Raw genomic sequence first — 24,488 nt, forward strand, 5'->3', positions numbered from 1 at the left:
CCCCAACAGGTCCCACTCATGTACAAAGCACCTCTGAAAGAGCTCCGCTTCGCCATTCACCAGCTGATCGGCGACCAGCCGCTGGTCGGCTTGCCGGGGCTGCCCGACTATTCGACCGAGCTCACCGACGCCGTGCTGGAGGAAGCCGCGCGCTTTGCCGAAGGCGTGCTCGATCCCATCAATCGCCTCGGCGATCGCACCGGCGCCAAGTGGACCGCCGAAGGCGTGCGCATGCCGGCCGAGTTCAAGGCGGCGTACCAGAAGTTCGTTGAAGGCGGCTGGACGCAGCTGCGCGCGGCGCCCGAATTCGGCGGTCAGGGAGCCCCCATCCTGCTCGGGACGGCCGTCGAGGAGATGTGGGCGTCGTCGAATCTCGCCTTCAAGCTTTGTCCCATGCTCACGCAGGGCGCGGTCGAAGCCATCGATCGCTGCGGCAACGAGCAGCAGAAGCAGACGTTCCTGCCCAAGATGATCAGCGGCGAATGGAGCGGCACCATGAACCTGACGGAGCCGCAGGCCGGCTCGGATCTGGCCGCCATTCGAACGCGGGCCGTGCGTGAAGGCGATCACTATCGGTTGTACGGGCAGAAGATCTTCATCACCTACGGCGACCACGATTACACCCCGAACATCATCCATATGGTGCTCGGCCGCGTCGAAGGCGCGCCCGCGGGCGTGCGCGGCATCTCGCTGTTCATCGTGCCCAAGGTGCTGGTGAACGACGATGGCAGCCTCGGCGCGCCCAACGATGTGCGCTGTGTGTCCATCGAGCACAAGCTCGGTATCCATGCCAGCCCGACTTGCGTGCTTTCTTACGGCGATAAGGAAGGGGCGATCGGTTATCTGGTCGGCGAGGAGAATCGCGGGCTGGAATATATGTTCATCATGATGAACGCTGCGCGGTTGTCGGTTGGCTTGGAAGGGTATGCGCTTGCGGAGCGTGCGTATCAGCAGGCGCTTGAATATGCCCGCACGCGCAATCAGGGCAAGCCCAAGACCAGGAATGTGCCCGAGGGCGGCAAAGCATCGCCGATCGCGTATCACCCTGATGTGAAGCGCATGCTGCTTACGATGAAGGCGTACACGGATGCGGCTCGCTCCGTCGCTTTGTATGCAGCGCTGCAGTTGGATCTTGGTAAGCAGCTGCCGGCTGGCGATGAGAAAGCTAAAGCGCAGGCGCGTGGCGATCTGCTGATTCCTATTGTCAAAGGCTGGTCCACCGAGCTGGGCGTGCTCATGGCGTCGCTCGGTGTGCAGGTTCACGGCGGCATGGGTTTCATCGAAGAGACCGGCGCCGCGCAGACGCTGCGCGACTCGCGCATCGCGCCGATCTATGAAGGCACGACTGGAATTCAGGCGAACGATTTGGTTGGACGTAAAGTCGGGCGCGACAACGGCGCGGCGATGTATGCGTTGATCGCCGATATGCAGGCGGAGCTCGAGCAGCTGTCATCGTCCGATGCCGGCGTGGCCGCCAGCAAGGCTGCTGCGCTCGAGGGCGTCGCTGCGCTGAAGGACGCCACTGCCGCCATTCTCAAGGACCCTGACGGCGCGCTCGCGACCTGCGTCCCTTATCTGATGCTGGGTGGCGTCGCGATCGGCGGCTGGCTCACAGCCAAGGCCCACGAGCTCGCGGTTCGCTCTATCTCCGAAGATCCAGAGTTCTTCGCCGCCAAACAGCAGATCGCACGCTTCTACGCCAGCAATCTTCTGCCCGAAGCGCAGACCCTGGCTCGCATCGTCAAATCCGGCGCCGCCGCCATCCTCGACGCGGACCCAGCGAAGCTTTGAGCTTGGCTGCAGCCTGCACAACGCGAGGCGCGAGATCGATCGCGCCTCGGCGTACGATTGCCATACAAAAGTGACCTCGCTGTAACTGCTGCGTCATCCAGCCTGCCGATACTCGCCGTCCGAATAAAACCAACTAGGGGCGAGTAAACAAATGAAGGTGAAGATGCTTGCAGCCGTCATGCTGACGGCGCTGCTCAGCGGCTGTGGCGGTAGCGACAACAACCCGCGGGCGACGAATGCGGGTGGCAATTCGCAACCCGAAACTCCCATCGGCGATCCGGGCGCTGGAAAAGGCGACGACACCGGAGCCCCTGGCGACGAGCCCGAGGCGCCGGGCGGCGAGCCGGGCACGCCGCAGACACCAGAGCGCAGCGCGCTGAAGATCGGCATCCTGCCGGACACTCAGGGCGGCGGCGAAAACGTGTCGATTCATCCGATGGAGGCCGTGCTCGCGAAGTTCGAATCGCTGGGCGTGGACATCGTGATCCCGGTCGGGGATCTGACCGACAATGGTTCGACGCGCGAGTTGCAGCAGTGGACCGGCATTGCCAGCAAGTATCGAGACCGCGGCATGGAATTCCTGCCGCTCATGGGTAATCACGAAGACAGCTACGCCTACATGGTGGAGTGGATCGAGAGCATGAAGGAGTACATCCCCCAGGATGCGGTCCACATGACGGGCGCGCAGTATCTCGATTACTTTGTGGTGCGCGACAACGTGCTCATCATCGTTTTGAAATACTACCATCTGCCTGTCGCGTTCCAGTGGATCAAGCAAGTGGTCGAGCAACATCGCGACGATGTCGAGCACATCGTGATCGCCAGCCACGACGGGCTGGTGGGCGCCAAGTATGGCGAGACGCGCGAGATGATCGTGGAGGGTGTCAAGGGCGACGATCGGTTGTTCCATCAGTGGGACGATATCCGCGCCTTCTTCTCGAAGCACGATGTGCTGTGGGTGCAAGGTCATGAGCACATGTATCAGCGCTCGGTGATCAAGGCGCCGCTGGGCATCGACGCAAGCTCGTGGCGCGTCTCCGATCGCAACTACCGCTTGCCGCAGTACACGCAGATCGTCTCGGGCAATGCCTCGTACAAGGGATATGAGTTTCGCTACGGCGAGCGCGAGCTGGTGCAGAGTGTGATCCAGCAGAAGATGGCCACGCTGTCGAACGGCTCCGTCGCTTTCGACGCCAACGCCACGGTGCTCAGCTTCGAGGGTCCGCGTGTGGACATGGAAGCTTATTTTGTCGAGCACACCATCCAGAACAACGAGCAGGGTGCGAAGGAGCTGGAAAATCCGCAGTGGCGCTTGTTCGATAAGTTCTCGCGCACGACCGATCGTTGCGAACGCATCGTGTACGCCAACTCGATTCCGGCCAGCACGCGTCCGGTGATGGTGCTCGATCCGCAATACTGGACCAATAACTGCATCGCCAAGGACGGTTCGCAGGCGCGGCTCGTCGCCGGCGTCAACAACACCTTCAACCGCGTGGAGAGCACCACGCGTACGCTGGGCTGGACGCCCGGCTTCAGTCGCGCCGAGAGCCAGGCCGACTTGATGCGTCTTGCCTACCAGTTCCTGTTCCAATATCACGAATCGTGGACCCCGAACCTCAACGGTCGCGACCGTCTGCGCCCGAGCGCCGACGAGTTCGAGGTGCAGGTGCCGGAGACCACCATCGATATGAAGGAGCACGTCACCCTGAGCTGGCTCGAGGCCGCCGCTGACACCGCTTCGGATATTCTTATCGTCAGCGGCACGCAGCAGCAGACGGGCACGTTCAGCAGCGCCTATGGCGCGGCCAAGGACATCGAAGTGGATGCGGGCCTGCCGGGCAGCCAACCTGACGGCAGCGCCAAGACACCGGTGCAGCTGCCGCCACGCGCCACCAAGAAGTGGGATATCTCCGACGCAGTTTCCGATCCTTATGTTCTGCAGTTCACCGCCAACGCGGGGTTGCAGCCCAGCGATCACACGCTGGCGCGTCATGTAGATGGCAAGTGGCAGCCGCTGGTGACCGAAGGCTGCATGCTCGATATGCCGTTCGGCGAGGGCATGTTACAGACTGCGCCGGCCCGGCCCGCGGGCTGCGAAGGCCAGCCGCTGGTCGGCTATGACAAGAGCTTCGGCAACCGCTGGTGGGCCGTGCTCGACAGCGACGTGGAAGTGGCGCTGATCCGCAAGTGAGGTCGCATTCGTCCGGGCCGGCGCGCGCCGCCGGCCCGGCGGATGCTCGAATTCAACTCGCCCGCTTTGGCAACACGTCGAGCAGGCGGTCGATGTCGTTCATATCGTTGAACACAGCGACCGACACTCGGAAGCGGTGCTGCGACAGAGTGATGCGGACGTTCGCTGCCTTGAGCGGCTCTGCGAGTTTCGCCCGGGCGTCTTTCAGGGCGAAAGCGACCATGGAGGTTTTGGATTCGAGCGGCGTCAAAGGCTGGTAGCCGCGGGCGCGAAGCTCTTTCTGCAGAGTGTCGATCATGGGCTGACGCCAGGTCTGAATCTGCGCGACGCCGACTTTCTCGAGCCAGCTGAGCGAATGGTTCAGGTGCACGACGCCAGTCCACGACGTGGTGCCCATGGCGAAGCGGCCCGCCGTGTTGGGCGACGAGGTGTAGCTCGCGACGCCTGCGCCTGGTTCGTCGAAAGGAAACACATGAGTGCGGAAGCTCGCGAGCTGGTGATAACCCCACCAGGGGCGACGGATCTTGTCCTGTACTTCACGCCGCACATAAAGAAAGCCCAGCCCGAAGTCGCCCATCAGCCACTTGTATGAAGAGCACGCCGCGAAATCCACGCCGCTGGCGCGCAAATCCGTGGGCACAGTGCCCGCCGCATGCACAACGTCTGCGTATACGTACGCGCCATGCGCATGCGCGATATCACATACACGTTTCAGATCGTGCTGAAAGCCGTTGATGGTCGACACCAGGCTGATGGACACCAGCCGAGTGCGGGAATTCACCGCTTTCTCCAGCTCGGCCATGTCGATGCGCCCCTCGGACGTCATCGGCAACGTCACCACGTCCATGCCCGCCTTGCCGAGCTCACCATAGGTGTAGAACGAGCCGAAGAAATGCAGCACGTCGGTGACGATGCGGGCGCCTGCTTGCGGAAATCCCAACGCCTGCAGCACCAGGTTCTCGCCCATCGTCGTCGATTGAACGAAGCACAGCTCGTCCGGCTGCGCGCCGATCAAGCGGCCGAAGCTCTCTATCACGGCTTTTTCCATCGCGCCGATGCTGTAACCGGGCAGCGAGCCATCCTGCGTTTTATAACGCAGATATTCTTCCAGCGCGGCCTTCGCGCCGAGGCTCATCGGATGCGTCGAGCCGGCGTCGAGATAAGTCATCGGCATGCGTGCAAAGGCCGCTTTCGCCGGCAGCGCTGCAGGCGCGACTTTTTCAGCGGCTGCGACCTTGGAGATCGCAGGCAGGGCCGCCGCCCCGGCCAGCACGGCTCGTCGAGTGAGGTTCATCGGAGTTTGCGCGCTTTGAGCGGGATGGCCGTGGTGCTCTTGGTTTCCGCCAGCGTGACGATGGAGCGCACGTCCTGCACGCCCGGCAGTTTGAGCAACGTGGAGAAGATGAATTCCTGATACCAGGTCACATCCGGCGCGATGATCTTGAGCATCACGTCCATCTCGCCGAACACCGTGTAGCACTCGAGGATCTCGGGGATGTTCTGGATGGCGCGCACGAAGTCGGCGCGCTCCGATTCGCTGAGCCGCGCCATTTTCATCTGCGCGAACATCTGCATGTGGTAGCCGAGCTTGAGGCGGTCGACGATCACCACTTGCGACTTGATGTAGCCTTCTTCACGCATGCGCTGGATGCGCCGCCAGCAGGGCGATTGCGACAGGCCGACCCGCTCGGCGAGCTCGGCCGTGGACAGCGATGCGTCCTGCTGCATCAGGCTCAGGATCTTCAAATCGATTGTGTCGAGTTCGGAGGGCATAGCTTATGTTCCGATCAGGCTGGCTGGAGTATAACGCATGCTTCAATTGAAGGTGGATGCGCTTTGAACGAAAAGAAATACCCGAGGACGCCGCATAGGATTCGCGCCGATGACATTCACAGGGAATCCCGCGCGGTCATGAAGCGAATCGTCCTGATCCTGGCCATGTTCCTGGGCGCCGGCGCGGTCGGCGCCTCCGATGCCGACCGTGAACGTGTGACGTCAGTCACAAAGCACGTCGGCACTTTCAACAAGCAGCGCGTGAAGTATTCGGCGACAGTGGCCGAGACCATTCTCGACGGCCCGGACGGCAAGCCGGCTGCCTCGATGATCAATACGAGCTACGTGCGCGAGGACGTGAAGGATCGCGCCAGCCGCCCGGTGATGTTCGTGTTCAACGGCGGCCCCGGCGCCTCATCGTCGCCGCTGCATATGAATGCCTTCGGTCCGCGACGCATCGGCGGTGAACCGAATGCGCGCAAGCTCATCGACAATCTGTACAGCCCGCTCGATACCGTCGATCTGGTGTTCGTCGATCCTGTCGGCACCGGCTTCTCGCGGCCCCTGCCCGACGTGGACGGTCAGCCGTTCTGGAGCATCGAAGGGGATGCGGCTTCGGTCGTGACCTTCATCAAACATTGGCGCAAACAGAACCGACGCGAGAGCTCGCCGCTATTCATTTGTGGCGAGAGCTACGGCACGACGCGTGCTGCTCAAATCGTGAGCTCCGCGCCTGAGCTCGGATTGCGCGGAGTGTTGCTGCTTTCCATGACGGGCGGCCCGGACGGCCCCGATATGCCCTACATGATTACCTTGCCGACTTTCGCGGTGACCGCGGCATTTCACGGCAAGACCGAGGCCGCGGGCCGTTCGCCAGCGCAGATCTTCGCTGACACAGTTCAGTTCGCACGCACCGACTACATCTCGGCGTTGATCCAGGGTGATTCGCTGCCTGCAGCCGACAAGTCACGCATGGCGCAGGAACTGTCCCGACGCATCGGGCTGCCGGCCGACTTCATCGCGGCCAACAATCTGCGCATCGGCAAGCAGGAGTTCATGTTGAATCTGCTCAAGGATCGCGGGTTGCGAACAGGTCAGCTCGATGCCCGCATGACCGGCAAGCTGGCAGAGTACGCAAATAAAAAACCGCCGCGAGACGATCCTTCCATGTTCATTGGCGGCTCGACCGCGCCGCTGGTGCACGACTACTTCACGCGCGAGCTGAAATTCCCGGCCACCGATAACTATCGGACGCTGAATCTGGAAGTGAATTCGAAGTGGCAGTTCAAGGGCGAGGCTTTCGGCAACCCCGCCGGTCTGGTGGGCAAAGCCATGCAGGAGCGCCCGGAGTTGCGCGCCTTCTGGGGTGCGGGGTACTACGACATCACCACGCCGCTATACGCCGGACGTTACATCCTGGATCACGCCGGCATTCCGCCGGAGCGGCTGGTGGTCGCGGAATTCGCGACCGGCCATACCGTCTTCGATGGCGACGAGAACCTGGAGCGATTCACTCAGGCAGTGCGCGCGTTCATCGTGAGCCGATGAACTTGCGCACATCGTCGGTGAGCGCCTTGAGGGCGGCCTCGTCGGTGTAAGCCATGTGGCCGCCTTCGTAAGTACGCAGCAGCACGCGATCGGCAGGGAAGTTGCTACGCGTGACCAGGTATCGCACCGGACCGAACGTGGTGGTCGTGTCATACAGGCCGGTGCCGATGAACAAACGAAACTCCGGCTGCGCACTCATCACGCGTGAGATGGCGGACGGAAAATCATAGTCGGCGAACGGCGAGGTCGGGCCACCGTAGTCCCATGCATTCGGGGTACGAATGGCCTCATCGGCGGGACGATACTCGTCGCTCAGGCTCACCTTCAGATTGTTCTTCAGATGATCGATGACGGCGGCGACGAAGGCAGGCTGCACTTTCATCGACGGATCGCCCGCGCGCTTGCCTGGCTCAGGCGCTGGCGCTGTGTAGCGGGCATCGTACATGCCGACGATCTGCCCCTTGTCCTTCAGCAACTCGGCGCGAAACTTCTCTTTGGAGATCGTCAGATCGTTGGCGAGGTAGTACTCGGCGCCGATGCCCGTCAAAGACGCCAGACGCGCGGCGATCTGCTCACGCCGCGGCTGTGACAATTGATTGCCCTGAGCGAGGGCAGCCAGATAGTCCGTCATCGCGAAGCCGTAGGACTCATCGATCAAGGCTTGCTGCGAGCGACCTGCGACATCGATGCGGCCGTGATAGGCGGCGATGCTGGTCAACGCCGGCAGATTCACGGCATAGCCCACAATGTTGCCGGCGCGCTGCACGGTTTCGACGATGTTCACGGCCTGGCCGAACAGGATCACACCCGCGAGCGGATGTTTCTTCGACAGCTGTTCGGCCACCAGCACTGCGCGAATGGTGCCGTAGCTCTCACCCAAAACATATTTCGGCGAACGCTCGCGGCCGTTGGCTTCGCTCCAGCGGGCGATGAATTGAGCCACCGCTTTGGCGTCGCCCGCAGCAGAGCGGAATGGCTTGGGATCTACGCCAGTCAACAGGCGCGAGTAACCGGTCTCGGGCGGATCGATGAACACGACATCGGCGACATCCAGCACTGTGTAGCTGTTGTCGATGAGCTCGAACGGCGGTGTCACGTCGGCGGCGATGTCGTGCGGCAACTTGACGCGTTTCGGCCCGAAGGCGCCCACATGCAACCACATCGAGGCCGCGCCCGGGCCGCCATTGAACAGAAACAACACCGGGCGCTGTGGAATCTGCTGCGCTTCAACGTCTTTACGAACATACGACGTGGCGAACAGGCTCGCCGTCGGGGTGCCGGCCTCATCTTGCAGAATGATTTCGCCCACCGTGGCGGTGTAACGCAGCTTGACGCCGTTGAACGTGCCGCGGTGCTCGGTGGCGAAGGCCCGCAGCGGCGCCGCTGTCTGCACGGGCGTTTCGGGCTGAGCCCGAAGCGCGGGACCGTGTAAAGCGGCGAGGGCGAGGATGCCGGAGGCAGTGGCGTGCAGGAGTCGGGTTTTCAACACTTCAGTTTTCATAAGGCGGCCAGGGTACGGACGGCGTCGAGAAATTTCTTGCCCTTGTAGGGCGTGAACCGGCGCATGCCAAGCATAGTGGGCAACTCGTCATCCGGTCGCGTGCATGAACAATCCCTGGCAGGGTGCCCCGGTGGGGAAAAAGGAAAAGAAATGTCCCGGGGCCGCACCCACAATGAATGAAGACCCGCCTGGGAGATCTGTCTTGCAAGAGGAAACGGTGCGGCCATCGGCCCCGCCATCGACCGAGCCGGCGCGCCCCAAGTCGGGACGGCTGGCGACAACACGAGCCCCGGCGCACGATGTGTTCGCGAATCCGGATTATGTCGGCTGGTATCGCGAGTTGTCGGCTCTGCTGTCGGCGGGCGAGAAGGGCCGGCTGCTGTTCGACAGCACCATCCTCGAACCGACCGCGCAATTGTATTCACGTGCCCGCCAGGCCTTCGACGCCGGTCAGCCCTCGCCATTTCGCAGCACCTTCGGTTGGGGCAGCCCGCTGCTGATTGGCGCGATCGCCAAGCGTTACGGGGTCGACGAGCGCAGCATCCTTACCACCACCGGCTGCACGGGCGCGATCTGGCACGTATATACGGCATTTCTCAAACCCGGCGCGCACGTCATCATCGAACGGCCGTATTTCGAGCTGTTGCCACGCTTCGCCAACAGTCGTGGTGCGAGCGTGAGTTTCCTGCCGCGGCTCGAGCCCGACTTTCGCGTCGATCCGGAGCGACTGGAAGCGCTGATCCAGTCCAACACCGAACTGATCGTGCTGACCAACGCCCACAACCCGAGTGGCGCCTATCTGGACGACGCTGCGCTTCGTGACATCGCGCGCGTTGCCAACAAGCACGGCGTGGCGGTGCTGGTCGACGAGGTGTACGGCGACTTCGTACCGAACAACGTACGCAGCGGTCCGGCGGCTCGCATCGATCCATGTTTCATCAGTGTCAGCAGCCTCACCAAAGTTTATGGGCTGCACGGCTTGAAATGCGGCTGGGTGATCGCCTCGGACAGCGTGCTGCAACGGTTGCGGCCGGTGTATGCGGAATTCGAAACGGGTTCTTCGAAAATCACTCACGGCATCGCGGCGCTGATCCTGGAGGACATTGCCGAGTTCGGAGCGCACTGGCGCTCGGTGCTGGCCCGCAATCGTCCGCTGCTGGTGGAGACGGTGCGTCAGCTGCAGGAAGAAGGCTTGATCGCGGGCGCCGTGCCCGAGTACGGTTGCATGTACTTCCCTCGGCTGGTCAAGGTCCGCGACACGCGTCGTTTTGCTTCCTGGATGTGGGAGCGCTCGCGGCTGGGCTTGGCGCCCGGAGATTTCTTCGGTGCGCCCGGTCACATTCGGCTCGGATTCGGTCAATCTCATCAGGAGCTCGCCGCGGGTCTGGCATTGCTCGCCGATGGATTGCGTCACTATAGAGAAGTATAAGGACATCCTGAATCGTTGAGCCTCTTGTCGTGAGTCATACCACCTCGACCGAGCTGCTGGTCATCAGCGGCGCCGATGTGCGCCGGCTGTTGCCGATGCGTGATTGCATTCCCGTCGTCGAGAGCGCGATGCGCGAAGTCTCACGAGGCGGTGCTCAACTGCCGCTGCGCATCGGCTGCATTCCTCCTGGCACTCAGAACATCATGGCGGTGATGCCCGGCTATCTGGACGAGCCGGCCAGCATGGGAGCGAAGGTCATCGCTGTGTATCCGTCGAATGCACAGCGCGGACTGTCGTCGCACATGGGCGTGGTGGTTCTGTTCGAGCCGCGCGAGGGTGTACCGCTGGCCGTCATCGACGCGGCTGCAATCACCGGCCTGCGTACTGCAGCTGCCACTGCGGTGGCTACCAAAGCGCTGGCTCCGGAACGCTCGGGCGATTTAACCATCATTGGCACTGGCGAGCAGGCGGCTGCGCATTTGCTCTCGATCAGCCTGGTTCGCAACTTGCGCTCGATTCGCCTCTGGGGTCGCTCAGCAGATAAAGCGCGAGCGTTCGCTGAACGTGAGGCGCTTCCTGGCCAGCCACGCATCGAAGTGTGCGAATCGATCCGCGACGCGGTGGCCGATGCCGATATCGTCTGTACAACAACGGGCGCGCGCGAGCCCATCGTCGAGGGCGCCTGGATCGCACCAGGCGCGCACGTCAATCTGGTCGGCGCAAGTTCCGCCGCCGCTCGTGAAGTCGACAACGCGCTGGTCCTTCGCAGCAGCTTCTTTGTCGATTACCGCGGCTCGGCGCTGGCTCAAGCTGGCGAGCTGTTGGGTGCGATGGGCGCAAACGCCGCCGGGCACATCCGAGGCGAGATCGGTGAAGTGCTCAACGGCAGCGTGCCGGGGCGCACCGCTGAAGACGAAATCACCGTTTATAAATCGCTAGGCATCGCGGCTCAGGATCTGGCCGCGGCCCACGCCATTTATCAGCGCGCTCGACAATCCGGAGCGGGAGTGCGGGCCGCACTGTGATGTCGGCCAGGCGGCTTGGCGGTGTCCTCGATGGCCACCACCAGTGCGTGCACGTTGGTGATCACGGTGAGCTTGTCCTGCTCGATCAGCCAACGCCGGTTCAGTTCGTGCAACTCATTGTTCGGATCGAAACGATTCAAATAAACCACGGTCGGGATCGGCCCCACGGCGGCCAGTGTCAAGCGCACCGAGTTGATGGTGCCAAGCTCGGCGTCGGCCACCAGCAGCAGTTGATCCACTTCCAGACGTCGCAGCAGTTCGAGGCTGTCGCCGTCGCATGCTAGCGGCGAGCGCACGCCGCCGGCGGTCTCGACGAATCCGACATCGACGTCCGCGGGCCAGCGAACCTCGCTGATGATTTCCGACATCCACACCGGGCCGCGGCCCAAAGCGTGAGCGGCCATCGGCGGCGCTAGCGCGAGTGGATACCAACGGTGCGCAGGACAAATATCTGCTACGTCTTCGCCACTCGCGCCGGCGAGGCGTGCGGCATCGGTATTGATATCGTCCGGCGCGTACGATTGCACCGGTTTGCGCGCGGCCACTCTTGCGCCGCGCAGCTTCAGAGTTGCCAGAAGCTGAGCGGTCACCCAGGTCTTTCCTACTTCCGTGTTCGTACCGATGACACCAATCAATAGGGAAGGTCTGGAAAGAATCACAGTCATGCGTGCTTGAGCGATGCAACGAGGTTGAGTTGGGCAAGCGCGGCTTGCAGCGTGCCGACCATTGTTTCGGTATGTGACGCGGACAGCGCGACACGCAGCCGGGCCGTTCCCTTGGGAACGGTGGGCGGACGAATCGCCGGCACATGAATGCCGGCGGCGCGCAGCTGTGATGCTGCAGTCACGGCCGCAGCATCGTCGCCGAGAATCACCGGCACGATGGCCGATGGATGGCCCGGACGAAGCATATCGATGAGAGATCGCAGCCTTGCTCGCAATTGTTCGCCTTCCTGGCTTTGTACGATGCGCACCGCCGCCAAGGCGGCGGCCGTGTCGGCGGGTGACAGGCCGGTCGTGAATATGAAAGTTCGTGCGCGATTGACCAGCAACTCGATCAGACGCGCGGAACCGGCCACGAACCCGCCCAGGGAGCCTAGCGTCTTCGAAAGCGTGCCGACGTGCAAGACCTCGAGGCCGGCAATCGGCCGGAGCTTCGGTCCGAGCGCGGCATGCGCCGAGTCGATGACCAGCAGCGCGCCGTGCTCGACGCACAATTCCGCGAGCGCCGACAGCGGCGCGGTGTCGCCATCCATGGAGAACACCGATTCCGTGACTACGATTTTCCGACCTGGAGTTTGTCTAAGCAGACTCTGCAGCTGCTCCAGGTCCAGATGCCGATAGATTACGGTGCGCGCCTTCGCCAGGCGACAGCCGTCGATGATCGAAGCATGATTGAGCTCGTCGCTGAATAGCGTCACATCCTGTCCGCCCAATGTTGTTAGCGCGCCGAGATTCGCCGAATACCCGGACGAAAACACGAGTGCGCGCTCCGAAAGGTTCCATGCCGCCAGCTCGGCTTCTAGTTCGACGTGCAGGCTGCGCGTCCCTACCACCAAACGGGACGCCAGTGCGCCCGTGCCGAACCGTTCGATCGCCGAGAGCGCCGCCAGCTTGACCTGTGGGTGCGAGGCGAGACCCAGATAATCGTTGGATGCAAACGAGATGAGCTGGCTGTCGCGCACCCGGCCGATCGGGCCGTCGCCGTCGAAGGGCAGCGGTTCTCGATATCTGCTGATGGCGCGGAGGCTTGCGAGCTCGCGTTCCGCCCAATCGCTCCACTCCGTCATTTCGTTTCCTCGAGGGCCGCGGCGAGGGTGGAGACGATGCGGTCGATCTCCGTCGCGGTGATGGTCAGGGGCGGCACGATGGTCACCACCGGGCCCATGGAGCGCGAAAGAACGCCGCGCTTCACCATCGCTGCACAGGTCCGGCGCGCGAATTTGGGATCGTCGCTGGTATCGAGCTCGACCGCGCCCATCAATCCAGCGAGCCGGATCTGCTTGACGCGCTTGAAGGGGGCGATGTGTGTGTTCAGCGCGTCACGCAGTTGGCTGGAGCGCTCACGAACGTTGTCAAGGACGGGCAGAGACGTCATCAGCTGTAAATGTTTGAGAGCGACGGCCGCTGCCAGCGCGTTGCCGCCATACGAGTGGCCGTGGTACAGGGTCTTGTCACTCAGGTCGGGTCCGAGGAAAGCGGCGAACACGCGCTGGGACGCGACCGTTGCCGACATCGGCAGATAGCCGCCCGTGATGCCCTTACCCAGGCACAGCAGGTCGGGGCGCAGGCCGCACTGTTCCGATGCGAACAGAGTGCCGGTGCGTCCGAAGCCGGTCGCAACTTCGTCGCAGATGAGCAGCACGCCGGTCTCGTGACACGCTTTGCCGAGCGCGGCGAAGTCCGCAGCGGGCGCGATCGACATGCCGGCTGCGCCTTGGACCAGGGGTTCGACTACCACGGCGGCGAGTTTGCGATGGTGTTCCCGAACCAGCTGCGCGGCGCTGTGCAGGGCGCCGGGTTCGGAGAAGGCCGGAGCGCGGATCACTGGGAAGCGCAGGGGATCGAAGATCTGCGTGCCGAACCCGCTGCCTCCCAGCGAGAGTGAACCGATGGTGTCGCCGTGATATCCGTCGCCGAAGGCGAGGTAGGTGGTGCGACCTCGTTCGCCCTTGTTGGTCCAGTACTGAAACGCGATCTTCAGGGCCTGCTCGACCGCAGCCGCGCCATCGGAGGCGAACAAGGTGTGTGCTCGATCCACGGGCACGACCCGGGCCAGCGCTTCGGCGAACTCGATGACGATGCGATTGCCGTTGCCGAGCATGGTCGAGTGCGCCACGCGATCGAGTTGTTCGCGCAGGGCCTGATCCAGTTCGGGGACGCGATGGCCCAGGGTGGTGACCCACAGCGATGAGATCGCGTCGAGATAGCGGCGCCCGTCGACGTCGATCAGTTCGCGGCCTTCGGCCCGCTCCACGATCACCGGGCTGTTGGCCCCATAGCAATCCATTTGAGTGAAGCCGTGCCAGACGGCGGCGGCGTCGCGTTCGAGCCAGTTCATGCTGTCAACCTCGTCTACGGATGCAAGTCGACAGTGTAAGCGACTTGGGCCGGCGATGTATGATCGGTCCATGGAAAAAACCTATATCTCGGCTGAATCCCTACTGCGGGACTCGCTGGCGCTGGGCGTTCAGATTGTGCGCAGCGGATTTCGTCCGTCGTTCCTGGTGGGGGTTTGGCGGGGTGGGGCGCCGATCGGCATCTCGGTGCAGGAGGTGCTGGAGTTCAATGGCATCGAGTGCGATCACATTGCCATTCGCACTTCGTCCTACACGGGGATGAATCAGCAGGCCAAGACGGTGCGCGTGCACGCCATCGATTACCTGGTGTCGCGGCTGAGCTTCGAAGATCAGTTGTTGTTGATCGACGATGTATTCGACTCGGGTCGCAGTCTCGAAGCGGTGGTCGCCGAGCTGCGGCGGCGTTGTCGGCGCAACATGCCCGAGCAGGTGCGGATCGCGACCGTGTACTACAAGCCGTCGCGCAACACGAGCTCGCTGAAGCCGGATTATTTCATTCGGGAAACGGATCAATGGCTGGTGTTCCCTCACGAACTGCAAGGTCTTACTCGCGAAGAGATCCTGGCGAATAAGCCGGTCGGCGAAGATTTCTTCCTGCCGGGGTAATAAGGACCACCGACCGCTACTGTTGGTTTGGCTCATCTTCCGCTGCAAAACCTCTGCATCACGCGCGCAGTAGATCCACGAGCGTGAGCGCAACCACCGCGGTGGCTTTCCTGAGGTCCTCGAGGCGGAGGCATTCATCCGGGGCGTGGCCGTTGGCCTCTTGCAGCGTGCGGGGGCCGGCGCCGTACAGGACGGTGGGGATGCCGGCGGAGGCGTAGTGCCTTGCGTCAGTGTAGAGCGGCACGCCTTGCACGGGCACGGCAACGCCGAACTCCTCCTCGGCATGAGTGCGAAGCGCGATGATCATCCGCGCGGCGCCCGGAAGCTCGAGCAGTGGTTCAGCAAGCAAGATCCGATTGATCGTGACTGTGATATCCGGCCGGTGCGCGACCGCATCCTGAATCAGTTCACGCAGATGAGATTCGGCGGTCGCAGCTGATTCTTCCGGGATGATGCGACGATCGAGCCGCATGGTGACGCGGTCGGGAACGACGTTGGTATTGATGCCGCCTTGGATCAAACCGATGTTGAGCGACGCGGTCGTGATGCCTGGCACCTTCGAGTGCCGACGTGACAGCTCGTCGCGATACTCATATAAAACATTGAGAATGTCCGTCGCCGCCTGCAGCGCGTCCGCGCCCGAGGAGGGCTGGGCCGCGTGTCCGGCTTTGCCATCGACGACGATTTCCAGGTGCAGGCAGCCGTTGTGCGCGCTGGTCACCGCATAGGAAAAGCCGGCGCAAATCGCCAGGTCCGGCTTGCTGAGCCGCTGATCGAGCAGGCGCTTGGGCCCGACGGCGCCACCGGCTTCCTCGTCGTACGTGAAGTGCAGTTCCACGACGCCGTTCAGAGGCACGCCTTGTTTCTGCAGCTCGATCAGCGCCAGCAGCGCCCACGTGTAAGTCGCGAAATCCGATTTGCTCACCGCAACGCCGCGACCAAACATCACCAGGCCTTGGTCGGGATCGTCGATGATTTCCGCGCCATGGGGATCGTGCGTCCAGCCGTTGCCGGGAGGAACAACGTCACCGTGCGCGTTTAGCGCGATGGTCGGTCCGCCCTGGCCGAAGCGACGGCGCACGATGAGATTGGTCGCCGAAATCATGCCCGCCGCTTTGGTCGCGGCCGCAGGCACCGCATCGGTGTCGACTTCGAGATCGAGCAGGTTTTCCAACAGCTCGTGCGCCCGCTCGGCGGCGCCTGCGCAATCGCCGGGCGGGTTGTCGCTGGGTACGCGTACCAACTCGGCAAGAAACTCGACTTGACGGATGAACTCGCGCTCGAGGTAGGCATGTACCAGCGCGCGGGCGGTTGCAGACATTCAGTTATCCCTGGCGTGGCCGTGAGGGGCGCATTATAAAGTTCGCACGATGGTTCACGCAGCGAACGTCATTGACGAAACGTTGACATTCAACACGATGCGTGTGTCTTTTGGAACCATCGGTCAAGTCGACCGCTTAGTAGGGGACCGAATCGATCGGATACTTCGTGGAGGATAAGACAATGCGTGCGTATGCTTTGCTTGCCGTTTCTGCGCTGCTGCTAACAGCCGGTTGCGCTCAAAAGGATGACAGTGCGCAAATGAACTCGCCGCCGGCGGATAGCGCGCCGACCTCGCCAGCGCCGGCTGAACCGTCGACCGCTCCGATGCCGTCGGATACACCGCCTGCGGATACCACCACTCCGCCGGCAGACACGACGCAGCCGCCGTCGGATCCGGGCACCACTCCGCCTCCCCCGGCGCAGTAATCTCGTCCAGACACTGAACATCTCGGGGCAAAGAGGCGGCGTCGTGGGACGCCGCCTCGATAACCAGAACGCCCGGGTTCTCCATTTCAAGAATTGACGGCCGCGGGGCGATGCACTCGCGCCTCGAGCGCCATTTCATCGGAGCCATGTCCCAGAGTGGCGCGAATTCGCGGCAGGCTTTCGGGATGATGTTTCTGCAGGAACGCGATCAGCCGTTCGCGGATCTCACAACGCAAATCGAACGACTCGCCGGCGTCGCGTGAGCTGACGATCACGCGTACTTCAACGGTGTTCTGTTTGGTGTCCGTCACCTGCAACGCCATGACTTTGCGATCCCACAGCGGCGAAGCCTCTACTACCCGTTGTAGCTCCGCGCGTAGCGGCTGCAATGGCACGCTGTAATCCAGATATAGAAATACCGATCCAATAACCTCGGCGCTCGTGCGCGTCCAGTTCTGGAACGGCTTTTCGATGAAGTACGAGATCGGCAACACCAGCCGGCGCCAGTCCCAGATGCGCACCACCACGTAGGTCAGGGTGATTTCCTCGATGCGGCCCCATTCGCCTTCGACGATCACCACATCGTCGATACGGATAGGCTGCGTCAATGCAATCTGCACGCCCGCCAGCAAGGTCGCGATGCTCTTCTGAGCAGCGAAGCCGAGGATGATGCCAGCGACGCCGGCCGAAGCGATGATCGCCGTGCCGAAGTGACGGACCGAGTCGAACACCATCAGCATGGAAGCGACGGCGATCAGCACCAGCACGGAAGTAACGATCTTTCGCAGCAGGGTCACTTGCGTGTAGATCGCACGCGCACGGCGATTGTCGCTGGCCTTCAGCTGCTGCTTCTGCAGGATCAGCGAGGTGCCGACCTGGATCAATTGCAAGCCGATGTAAGCGAGCGTGGCGATGATCAGAATGCTGATCGAGCGTTGCACGATGAGCTCGGTGCGCGGCGACACTGCCAATGCGGGAGCGCCGAGTAGAATGGCTATCAATGGCAGCACCCAGCGCACGGCGCGGCCGGCGAAAGGCACCAGGATCTCGCTCCAGTTGTTATCGCTGCGAATGGCGATCTTGCGCAGAGCTTCGTCGATGGTGGCGCCGATGCGGATCATCAGCCAGGTGATCGCGGCGAGGTTGCCCACGCCTTGAAACCACTTCAGCGTCGCCAGCATGTCGATGGAGAACTGATACTCCTCGAGAGCGGCGACCAGGGTGGCCGCCACGAAATGCAGGCCATTGATCCAGATCAATAGCGCGAGTGGACGTATGCAGCGTGTTGCTCCCCGCCAGATCCAGCGGCGGATGGAGGCTTGGGTGCCGTCTTCCAACGGCATGTGCGTTTTGACCTCGCGCGCCGCCTTGTACTTGATACACCAACTCAGAATTACATGCGCCAGTAATAGCCCCAGAAGCGCAAGTGCGACTGTGGTGATCGTGGCTCCGTCGAGGCTGCCGAACGCTGCGCTCAGCTCTTGCATGAGATCTCCATCATCGTCATGAACAACCTGTGCGCCACGGAGAACATCCCGCCGCGCATCTTCGAGTAACCAAGCAAGCGTCGCAAAGTTCGATATTTCGGCGCCGTGCCCGGTCGGTAGTTTCCGGAACCCCGCCGTCGACGGCAGCGTTGCTTTGGCAAGCACTCCGTCATTCGTATTCTGACGCCCCAGAGTCACAGTGCCCACGAGTCAAGACAAACGTGCCGTGCATGTCCCCGAGCCACGCAAGCTCGGCGTGTCAGCGCAAGTCGATAAACAAACATTCGTCACTCGCTTTCACCAGCGCTTCTACGATCCGGCGTTCGATGCATCGAGAGCGCAGATCGACGCACTGGCCGAGATTGCCTGGCAGGCGTACCAGGAAGGGCGCAAGGCGCCTCGCACCCGCGCCGCGGGTCCCGAGTTCGAGAATCCGGAATATCAACTTTCGGAGCAGTGGCTGCAGGCGCGCGAAGAGATTCGCAGAGCGCAGCAGCTGCACGACGACGACAGTGGGCCGCCACGCGTGCTGTTGATCAGCGGCGCGGCTCGCCACGAACAAACATGTCCCGGAGAAGTGTCCAAGTCCTATCGTCTGTGCCAGCTCGCCGAGCAGACCCTGGTGGCCGAGCATGCGCTGGTCGATCTGCTCGACCTCAGTCATCTCTCCGCGGAGTACGGCCGCGTGATCTATCCTTGCAAGTCATGTGTGGCTACGGCCATGCCGCTGTGTCATTGGCCGTGCTCGTGTTATCCCAATCATGCGCTCGGCCAGGTCAACGACTGGATGAACGAGATCTATCCGCGCTGGGTCGCGGCGCATGCGGTGATGATCGTCTCGCCGGTGTATTGGTATCAGGCGCCCGCGGCCTTGAAGTTGATGATCGATCGCTTGGTGTGCGCCGACGGCGGCAACCCCGATCCCACGCGCACCGACGGCAAGGATGCCAGGAAGGCCAAAGCGATCGAACTCGAAGGTTGGTCCTATCCCCGCCATCTGCAGGGCCGCGCGTTCTCGGTCATCGTTCACGGCGATACGGTGGGCGCCGAAACACTACGTCGCAATCTCCATGACTGGCTTTGTGACATGCAACTCGTGCCGGCCGGCGGCGACGCCAACATCGATCGTTACATCGGCTACTACGAACCGTATGCCACGAGCCACGAGGCGCTCGATAGCGACCAGGCCATTCAGCAAGAGGTTCGCAATGCAGCTCGGCACCTGCTTGCGACTGTGTCGCGGCTGCGAGCGCGGGCATTGCGTGAGAGCGTGCCGCCGAGTGCACGGCCGAAATAACGCGGCTCGCATGAGCCTGTCGCTTAACGTCATAGCCAGTCGCCCCAAGCCATTGCGCGCCGGCGGGCTTCGCGCCATTCTGCACCGTCACTCCCGGGGGAACTAGGATGAGCGACGTCAGCTACCAAGAACGGGGTCGGATCGCGGTCGTCACACTCAACCGGCCGGATGCGCTGAATACATTCACGCAGCAGATGCGCATCGGCATCATCGATGCATTCACCCAATGCGCGACGGCCGCTCATGTTCGTGCGGTCGTGTTGACGGGCGCGGGACGCGGTTTCAGCGCGGGCGCGGACCTCAACAGTCTGCCGCCAAAGGGCTTCGAAGTCGCGGCGATGCTCGAACACGAATTCGGTCCCGGCATCCTGGCCATCGCCGAACTGCCCAAGCCTGTCATTGCAGCGGTGAACGGCTTCGCCAGCGGCATCGGCGCGGGCTACGTGATGGCGAGCGACATGGTCGTGATGGGAGAGAAGGCATTCCTGCAGTTGCCGTTCGCGAAAATCGGACTGGTGCCCGACGGCGGTCTGACCTGGCAGTTCGCGACACGAGTGGGGCCACGCCTGGCGTTCGAGCTTGCCTTGAGCGGCGATCGTATTCCCGCCACGCGTTGTGTCGAACTCGGGCTAGCGAACAAAGTTGTTCCAGACGCGGAGGTGTTCGATGCAGCCTTCGCGCTGGCCGAGAAACTGGCGGACGCTGCCCCGCTGGCTGTGGCTGGCACCAAGCGTCTGCTTCGACGCGCGCCCTCCATGGATCTGGCCCAGGCTATTCTCGCCGAGGGTGCAATTCAGAAAGATTGCATCGACAGCGACGACTTCCGCGAGGGTGTGAAGGCGTTCTTCGACAAACGCGCGCCGAAATTCACCGGAAGCTGACACCGCTGGTGCGGCGTGCGGCGATGCCGATCGGCGACAGTCTGGTCGCGTCTGCCATCCATTCTGAACCGCCGATGCGAATATGACTGGGAAGTCTCAAGCGAGGGAATCCCAGTGGCGATGGCAAGAGGATCGGTGTGGTCGGCGACTGAACGCAACGGAGCGGCGCTGCCGCGGTCCCTCGACAAGGACCTGTTCCGATGACGCAGGTAGTCGCGCTTTCGGGAGGCATCGGCGGCGCCAAACTGGCGCTCGGGCTGCAGCACATCCTGCCGCCGGGCGAGCTCACCGTCGCGGTCAATACCGGCGACGATTTCGAGCATCTGGGTTTGTCCATTTCACCGGACATCGACACCGTGCTGTACACGTTGGCCGGCCTGGCGAATCCGGAGCTGAGTTGGGGACGCGCCGGCGACAGCTGGAACTTCATGGCCGAGATCGAGCGCCTGGGCGGGGAGAACTGGTACCGGCTCGGCGACAAGGATCTCGCGCTTCACATCGAGCGCACGCGCCGGCTCAATGCTGGCGAAAAGCTGACCGGCATCACTGCAGACTTCGCGCGCCACTTCGGCGTGCTGGGCAGGGTGGTGCCAATGTCGAACGACCTGGTGCGTACCATGGTGATCACGGACGAAGGCACGTTGGACTTCCAGCATTACTTCGTCGAGCGCCGTTGCGAGCCGGTGGTGAAAGGCTTTGCCTATGCAGGCGCGGCCGATGCGCGGCTGCCGGCCCAACTGCAGGAGGATCTGCAGGATCCGTCGTTGCAAGCTATCGTCATCTGTCCGTCCAATCCCTGGCTGAGCATCGCACCCATCCTGGAGATCCCGGCCTGGCGCGAGGCGTTGCTCGAAGTGACCGCTCCGGTGATCGCAGTGTCACCACTGGTCAACGGCCAGGCGGTGAAAGGACCCATCACCAAGATCATGAGCGAGCTGCAGCTGGAGCTTTCCTCGGCTTCGATCGCCAGGTTCTACGAAGGAATCATCGACGGCTTCGTGATCGACAAGTCCGAGGCGCACGTGGCGCCGGAAATCGCCGTGGCCACGCATGTGACCGGCACGCCGATGAAAACACCGGTCGACAAACAGCGGCTGGCGCGAGAAGTACTGGAGTTCGCCCGCTCGTTCGGTAAATTGTGACTGCCCGGGGGGTGTGCGCGATCCGCCGTCTGAGTCACAATGGCGTGCTTGGGAAGCACCCCGCGGCCCACGCACAGTCGGCTGGAGCAATTGAATGAGTATTCGTTTGAACGTGGTGGACCGCAACGGCGGCGAACACGAGGTGGAAACGGCGCCGGAAGGCTCCTTGATGGAAACCTTGCGTGAGCTGGACTATGGCGTGGCCGCCATTTGCGGCGGCATGTGTTCGTGCGCCACTTGCCATGTCTATATCGCTCCGGAATGGCTGGATAAACTGCCGCAGCAGCAGAGCGACGAAGGCGATCTGCTGGCCGAGCTGCAATTCCGTCAGGACAATTCGCGGCTGTCGTGTCAGCTGCAGTTGCAGCCGGAGTACGACGGTCTGCGCCTGACTCTGGCGCCGGAAGAATGACGGCTCGTTAGATATTGCTCATGTCCACGCATTCCGAAGATCACATCTATGTCGTCGGCGCGGGTCATGCCGGCGGCGAGCTTGCGTTCGCGCTGCGCCAGCAAGGCTATGCCGGGCCGCTGACCATTATCGGCGAAGAAGGCCACTTGCCCTACCAACGGCCGCCGTTGTCCAAGGCCTTCCTGAAGGGCGAGTGTGAAACGCCGTCGCTGTATTTGCGGCAACAGGCGGCCTACGACAAAGCAAACATCGGTCTGTTGCTCAGCCGCCGCGTGGAGCGACTGGATCGCGCTGGCAAGAAACTGATCTTCGACGACGGCCGCGAGGTCACGTATTCCAAACTGGCGCTCGCCACCGGCGGTCGTGCTCGCCGCATGACCATCAACGACGCCGCGCGCGCCGAGCGCACCAGGAATTTCCATTACCTGCGTAACATCGACGACGTGCTCGCGATTCGCTCGCGCTTCGAAGCCGGGCAGCGCCTGGTCATCGTGGGCGGTGGATACATCGGACTCGAAGTTGCCGCTTCGGCGATCGCACGAGATCTGAATGTCACAGTGTTGGAAGCGCTGCCTCGCGTGCTGGCTCGCGTGACGGCCCCGCAGATGTCGGCTTTCTATGAGCAGATACATCGGAACGCGGGCGTGGATGTGCGCACCAACGTCGAAGTCATCGGGCTCGATTTCGATGCAGAGGGTGATGCGGTCACCGCGGTTCATTGCACCGGCGGCGTGGTGATCCCTGCCGATGCGGTAGTGGTCGGCATCGGGTTGTTGCCGAACACGGAGCTGGCGCAAGCTGCCGGGCTCGACGTGGACAATGGCATCGTCGTCAATGAGCATGCCGCGACTTCCGATCCGGATATCGTCGCGGCCGGCGATTGCACCAACCATCCGAGCGTATTCTGCGGCCGGCGCATTCGTCTGGAATCGGTGCCGAACGCGGTCGAGCAGGCGCGCGTGGCCGCTGCATATCTGGCCGGAAAGCCGCGCACGTACGACTCGGTGCCGTGGTTCTGGTCAGACCAGTACGACTTGAAGTTGCAAATGACCGGGCTGTCGCAGGGCTACGATCAGTTCGTGCTGCGCGGCTCGATGCAGAACAAGTCGTTTGCGGCGTTCTATTTGAAGGAAGGCAGATTGATCGCCTGCGACGCCGTCAATCGTGCGCAGGAGTTCATGATCGCCAAGCGCATGGTCGCCGCCTGCAAGCCGTTCGATCCGGTGGCGCTGGCCGATGAAACGGTGCCGCTGAAGACGCTCGCTCCGCCGCTGCAAGCGGCCGCTCCGCCCGCCTGATTGCCGCCGCTATCGTTGCCGAGCGCCGGCGCGGCTTCGGCAAAACCCCATTGCGTGTGGCAAAGTGATGCCCGATATCACACCACCATCGAAGACTCATGCAAGCAGGGGGTAGGCGATGTCCGAAGCAAGCTCGAGCAGTGGCTTCAAGCCGAAAAAGTCCGTGGCGCTCTCCGGCGTCACCGCCGGCAATACGGCGCTGTGCACCGTCGGCCGCAGCGGCAACGATCTGCACTATCGCGGCTACGACATTCTGGATATCGCCAACAGCTGCGAGTTCGAGGAAATCGCCTACCTGCTGATTCACGGCAAGCTGCCGAATCGTGCGGAACTGGCCGGCTACAAAGCCAAGCTCGCACGCCTGCGCGGCTTGCCGGCAGCGGTGAAATCCGTGCTGGAACAATTGCCGGCCGCGACGCATCCGATGGATGTCATGCGGACTGGAGTCTCAACGCTCGGCTGCGTCCTGCCAGAGCCCGAGCATCATGCGGCCACCACGGCCAGAGACGTCGCCGATCGCCTGATTGCGAGTCTCGGCTCCATGCTCACGTATTGGTACCACTACAGTCAGCGCGGCCGTCGTATCGAGGTGGAGACGCAGGACGATTCCATCGGCGGTCATTTCCTGCATCTGTTGCATCAGCAGACGCCTTCCCGCGAATGGGTGCATGCAATGCATACGTCGCTCATCTTGTATGCCGAGCATGAGTTCAATGCGTCGACGTTCACCGGGCGCGTGATCGCCGGCACGGGGTCGGACATGTACTCGGCGATCACGGGTGCGATCGGCGCACTGCGTGGGCCGAAGCACGGCGGGGCGAACGAAGTCGCCTTCGAGATTCAGCAGCGCTATGAATCGCCGGACCAGGCCGAAGCAGACATTCGCAAGCGCGTGGCGAACAAAGAAGTGATCATTGGCTTCGGGCATCCGGTCTATACCATCTCGGATCCGCGCAATGAAGTGATCAAGGATGTGGCGCGCAAGCTGGCGCAGGACGCAGGGGACACCAGGATGTTCGACATCGCCGCGCGACTGGAAAAGGTGATGAAGGAGATCAAGAACATGTTCCCGAATCTGGATTGGTACTCGGCCGTGTCTTATCACCTGATGGGCGTGCCGACTGCGATGTTCACGCCGCTGTTCGTGATCGCGCGGACCACCGGCTGGGCGGCGCACGTCATCGAGCAGCGCGAGGATGGCAAGATCATCCGGCCCAGCGCCAACTACATCGGGCCCGACAATCTCGAGTTCGTGCCTTTGGATCAGAGGAAATAAGCC

Annotated in this window: 20 protein-coding genes; 12 read left to right on the top strand and 8 right to left on the bottom strand. The window is 62.5% G+C overall.

The features are described from left to right. Positions 1-18: 18 nt before the first annotated feature. Positions 19-1,791 (top strand): acyl-CoA dehydrogenase, encoded by a 1,773-nt coding sequence (locus JM946_RS25685; protein WP_203170240.1) that lies wholly within the window; start codon positions 19-21, stop codon positions 1,789-1,791. A gap of 151 nt (positions 1,792-1,942) precedes the next feature. Then, complete coding sequence (locus JM946_RS25690) at positions 1,943-3,982, top strand: metallophosphoesterase family protein (protein ID WP_203170241.1); 2,040 nt, start codon at positions 1,943-1,945, stop codon at positions 3,980-3,982. A gap of 52 nt (positions 3,983-4,034) precedes the next feature. Here JM946_RS25690 and JM946_RS25695 read toward each other — a convergent pair whose 3' ends face one another. Both JM946_RS25695 and JM946_RS25700 read right to left on the bottom strand, forming a co-directional pair. Beyond that, the gene (locus JM946_RS25695; protein ID WP_203170242.1) at positions 4,035-5,276 is read right to left on the bottom strand and encodes an aminotransferase class V-fold PLP-dependent enzyme; all 1,242 of its coding nucleotides are present in this window, start codon (positions 5,274-5,276) and stop codon (positions 4,035-4,037) included. Next, positions 5,273-5,755: an Lrp/AsnC family transcriptional regulator gene (locus JM946_RS25700; RefSeq protein ID WP_203170243.1), complete on the bottom strand. Its 483-nt coding sequence runs from the start codon at positions 5,753-5,755 to the stop codon at positions 5,273-5,275. Before JM946_RS25700 ends, JM946_RS25695 begins: the two co-directional genes overlap by 4 nt. Positions 5,756-5,893: 138 nt before the next feature. Here JM946_RS25700 and JM946_RS25705 point away from each other — a divergent pair, with 138 nt between their 5' ends. Then, complete coding sequence (locus JM946_RS25705) at positions 5,894-7,303, top strand: S10 family peptidase (RefSeq protein ID WP_203170244.1); 1,410 nt, start codon at positions 5,894-5,896, stop codon at positions 7,301-7,303. Here JM946_RS25705 and JM946_RS25710 read toward each other — a convergent pair. Then, positions 7,287-8,789 carry a S10 family peptidase gene (locus JM946_RS25710; RefSeq protein WP_203170245.1) on the bottom strand — a complete coding sequence of 501 codons (1,503 nt, stop codon included), beginning with the start codon at positions 8,787-8,789 and terminating at the stop codon, positions 7,287-7,289. The genes JM946_RS25705 and JM946_RS25710 overlap by 17 nt on opposite strands. Before the next feature lie 217 nt (positions 8,790-9,006). Between JM946_RS25710 and JM946_RS25715 the strand changes: the two genes are divergently transcribed. Both JM946_RS25715 and JM946_RS25720 read left to right on the top strand, forming a co-directional pair. Next, the gene (locus tag JM946_RS25715) at positions 9,007-10,233 is read left to right on the top strand and encodes a pyridoxal phosphate-dependent aminotransferase (RefSeq protein ID WP_203170246.1); all 1,227 of its coding nucleotides are present in this window, start codon (positions 9,007-9,009) and stop codon (positions 10,231-10,233) included. 29 nt (positions 10,234-10,262) lie between these two features. Continuing rightward, positions 10,263-11,258: an ornithine cyclodeaminase family protein gene (locus tag JM946_RS25720; RefSeq protein WP_203170247.1), complete on the top strand. Its 996-nt coding sequence runs from the start codon at positions 10,263-10,265 to the stop codon at positions 11,256-11,258. On the opposite strand, the gene bioD is transcribed toward JM946_RS25720, so the two are convergent. Genes bioD through bioA form a run of 3 tightly spaced genes read right to left on the bottom strand, consistent with a single transcriptional unit; the run spans position 11,213 to position 14,318 of the window. Continuing rightward, positions 11,213-11,923 (bottom strand): ATP-dependent dethiobiotin synthetase BioD, encoded by a 711-nt coding sequence (gene bioD / locus JM946_RS25725; RefSeq protein ID WP_230979968.1) that lies wholly within the window; start codon positions 11,921-11,923, stop codon positions 11,213-11,215. The two genes, JM946_RS25720 and bioD, sit on opposite strands and share 46 nt — an antisense overlap. Further along, a complete protein-coding gene (locus JM946_RS25730) occupies positions 11,920-13,047 on the bottom strand; it encodes an aminotransferase class I/II-fold pyridoxal phosphate-dependent enzyme (protein ID WP_203170249.1) in 1,128 nt (375 codons plus the stop codon). Before JM946_RS25730 ends, bioD begins: the two co-directional genes overlap by 4 nt. Next, complete coding sequence (bioA, locus tag JM946_RS25735) at positions 13,044-14,318, bottom strand: adenosylmethionine--8-amino-7-oxononanoate transaminase (protein WP_203170250.1); 1,275 nt, start codon at positions 14,316-14,318, stop codon at positions 13,044-13,046. Before bioA ends, JM946_RS25730 begins: the two co-directional genes overlap by 4 nt. A gap of 70 nt (positions 14,319-14,388) precedes the next feature. On the opposite strand from bioA, the gene JM946_RS25740 reads away from it, so the two are divergent. Further along, positions 14,389-14,943, top strand: coding sequence for a phosphoribosyltransferase (locus JM946_RS25740; RefSeq protein ID WP_203170251.1), 555 nt, complete (start codon positions 14,389-14,391; stop codon positions 14,941-14,943). A gap of 58 nt (positions 14,944-15,001) precedes the next feature. Here the strand turns inward: JM946_RS25740 and JM946_RS25745 are convergent, their stop codons facing one another. Beyond that, entirely contained in the window at positions 15,002-16,264 is a 1,263-nt protein-coding gene (locus JM946_RS25745) for a M20/M25/M40 family metallo-hydrolase (RefSeq protein WP_203170252.1), read from the bottom strand. Positions 16,265-16,778: 514 nt separating this feature from the next. Beyond that, positions 16,779-18,179 carry a mechanosensitive ion channel family protein gene (locus JM946_RS25750; RefSeq protein ID WP_203170253.1) on the bottom strand — a complete coding sequence of 467 codons (1,401 nt, stop codon included), beginning with the start codon at positions 18,177-18,179 and terminating at the stop codon, positions 16,779-16,781. Between the two features lie 199 nt (positions 18,180-18,378). Here JM946_RS25750 and JM946_RS25755 point away from each other — a divergent pair, with 199 nt between their 5' ends. From JM946_RS25755 to prpC, 6 genes are all read left to right on the top strand, one after another. Then, on the top strand, positions 18,379-19,476 hold the full coding sequence (locus JM946_RS25755; protein WP_203170254.1) for a flavodoxin family protein: 1,098 nt from the start codon (positions 18,379-18,381) through the stop codon (positions 19,474-19,476). A 107-nt stretch (positions 19,477-19,583) separates the two neighbouring features. Then, positions 19,584-20,357 (top strand): enoyl-CoA hydratase/isomerase family protein, encoded by a 774-nt coding sequence (locus JM946_RS25760; protein WP_203170255.1) that lies wholly within the window; start codon positions 19,584-19,586, stop codon positions 20,355-20,357. Between the two features lie 200 nt (positions 20,358-20,557). Continuing rightward, positions 20,558-21,499: a 2-phospho-L-lactate transferase gene (gene cofD, locus JM946_RS25765; RefSeq protein WP_203170256.1), complete on the top strand. Its 942-nt coding sequence runs from the start codon at positions 20,558-20,560 to the stop codon at positions 21,497-21,499. 94 nt (positions 21,500-21,593) lie between these two features. Continuing rightward, on the top strand, positions 21,594-21,911 hold the full coding sequence (locus JM946_RS25770; RefSeq protein ID WP_203170257.1) for a 2Fe-2S iron-sulfur cluster-binding protein: 318 nt from the start codon (positions 21,594-21,596) through the stop codon (positions 21,909-21,911). A 20-nt stretch (positions 21,912-21,931) separates the two neighbouring features. Beyond that, positions 21,932-23,209 (top strand): NAD(P)/FAD-dependent oxidoreductase, encoded by a 1,278-nt coding sequence (locus JM946_RS25775; protein ID WP_203170258.1) that lies wholly within the window; start codon positions 21,932-21,934, stop codon positions 23,207-23,209. Between the two features lie 118 nt (positions 23,210-23,327). Continuing rightward, positions 23,328-24,485, top strand: coding sequence for a bifunctional 2-methylcitrate synthase/citrate synthase (gene prpC / locus JM946_RS25780; protein WP_203170259.1), 1,158 nt, complete (start codon positions 23,328-23,330; stop codon positions 24,483-24,485). Positions 24,486-24,488 lie beyond the last annotated feature (3 nt).

Source organism: Steroidobacter gossypii (assembly GCF_016801985.1).
Lineage (GTDB): Bacteria > Pseudomonadota > Gammaproteobacteria > Steroidobacterales > Steroidobacteraceae > Steroidobacter > Steroidobacter gossypii.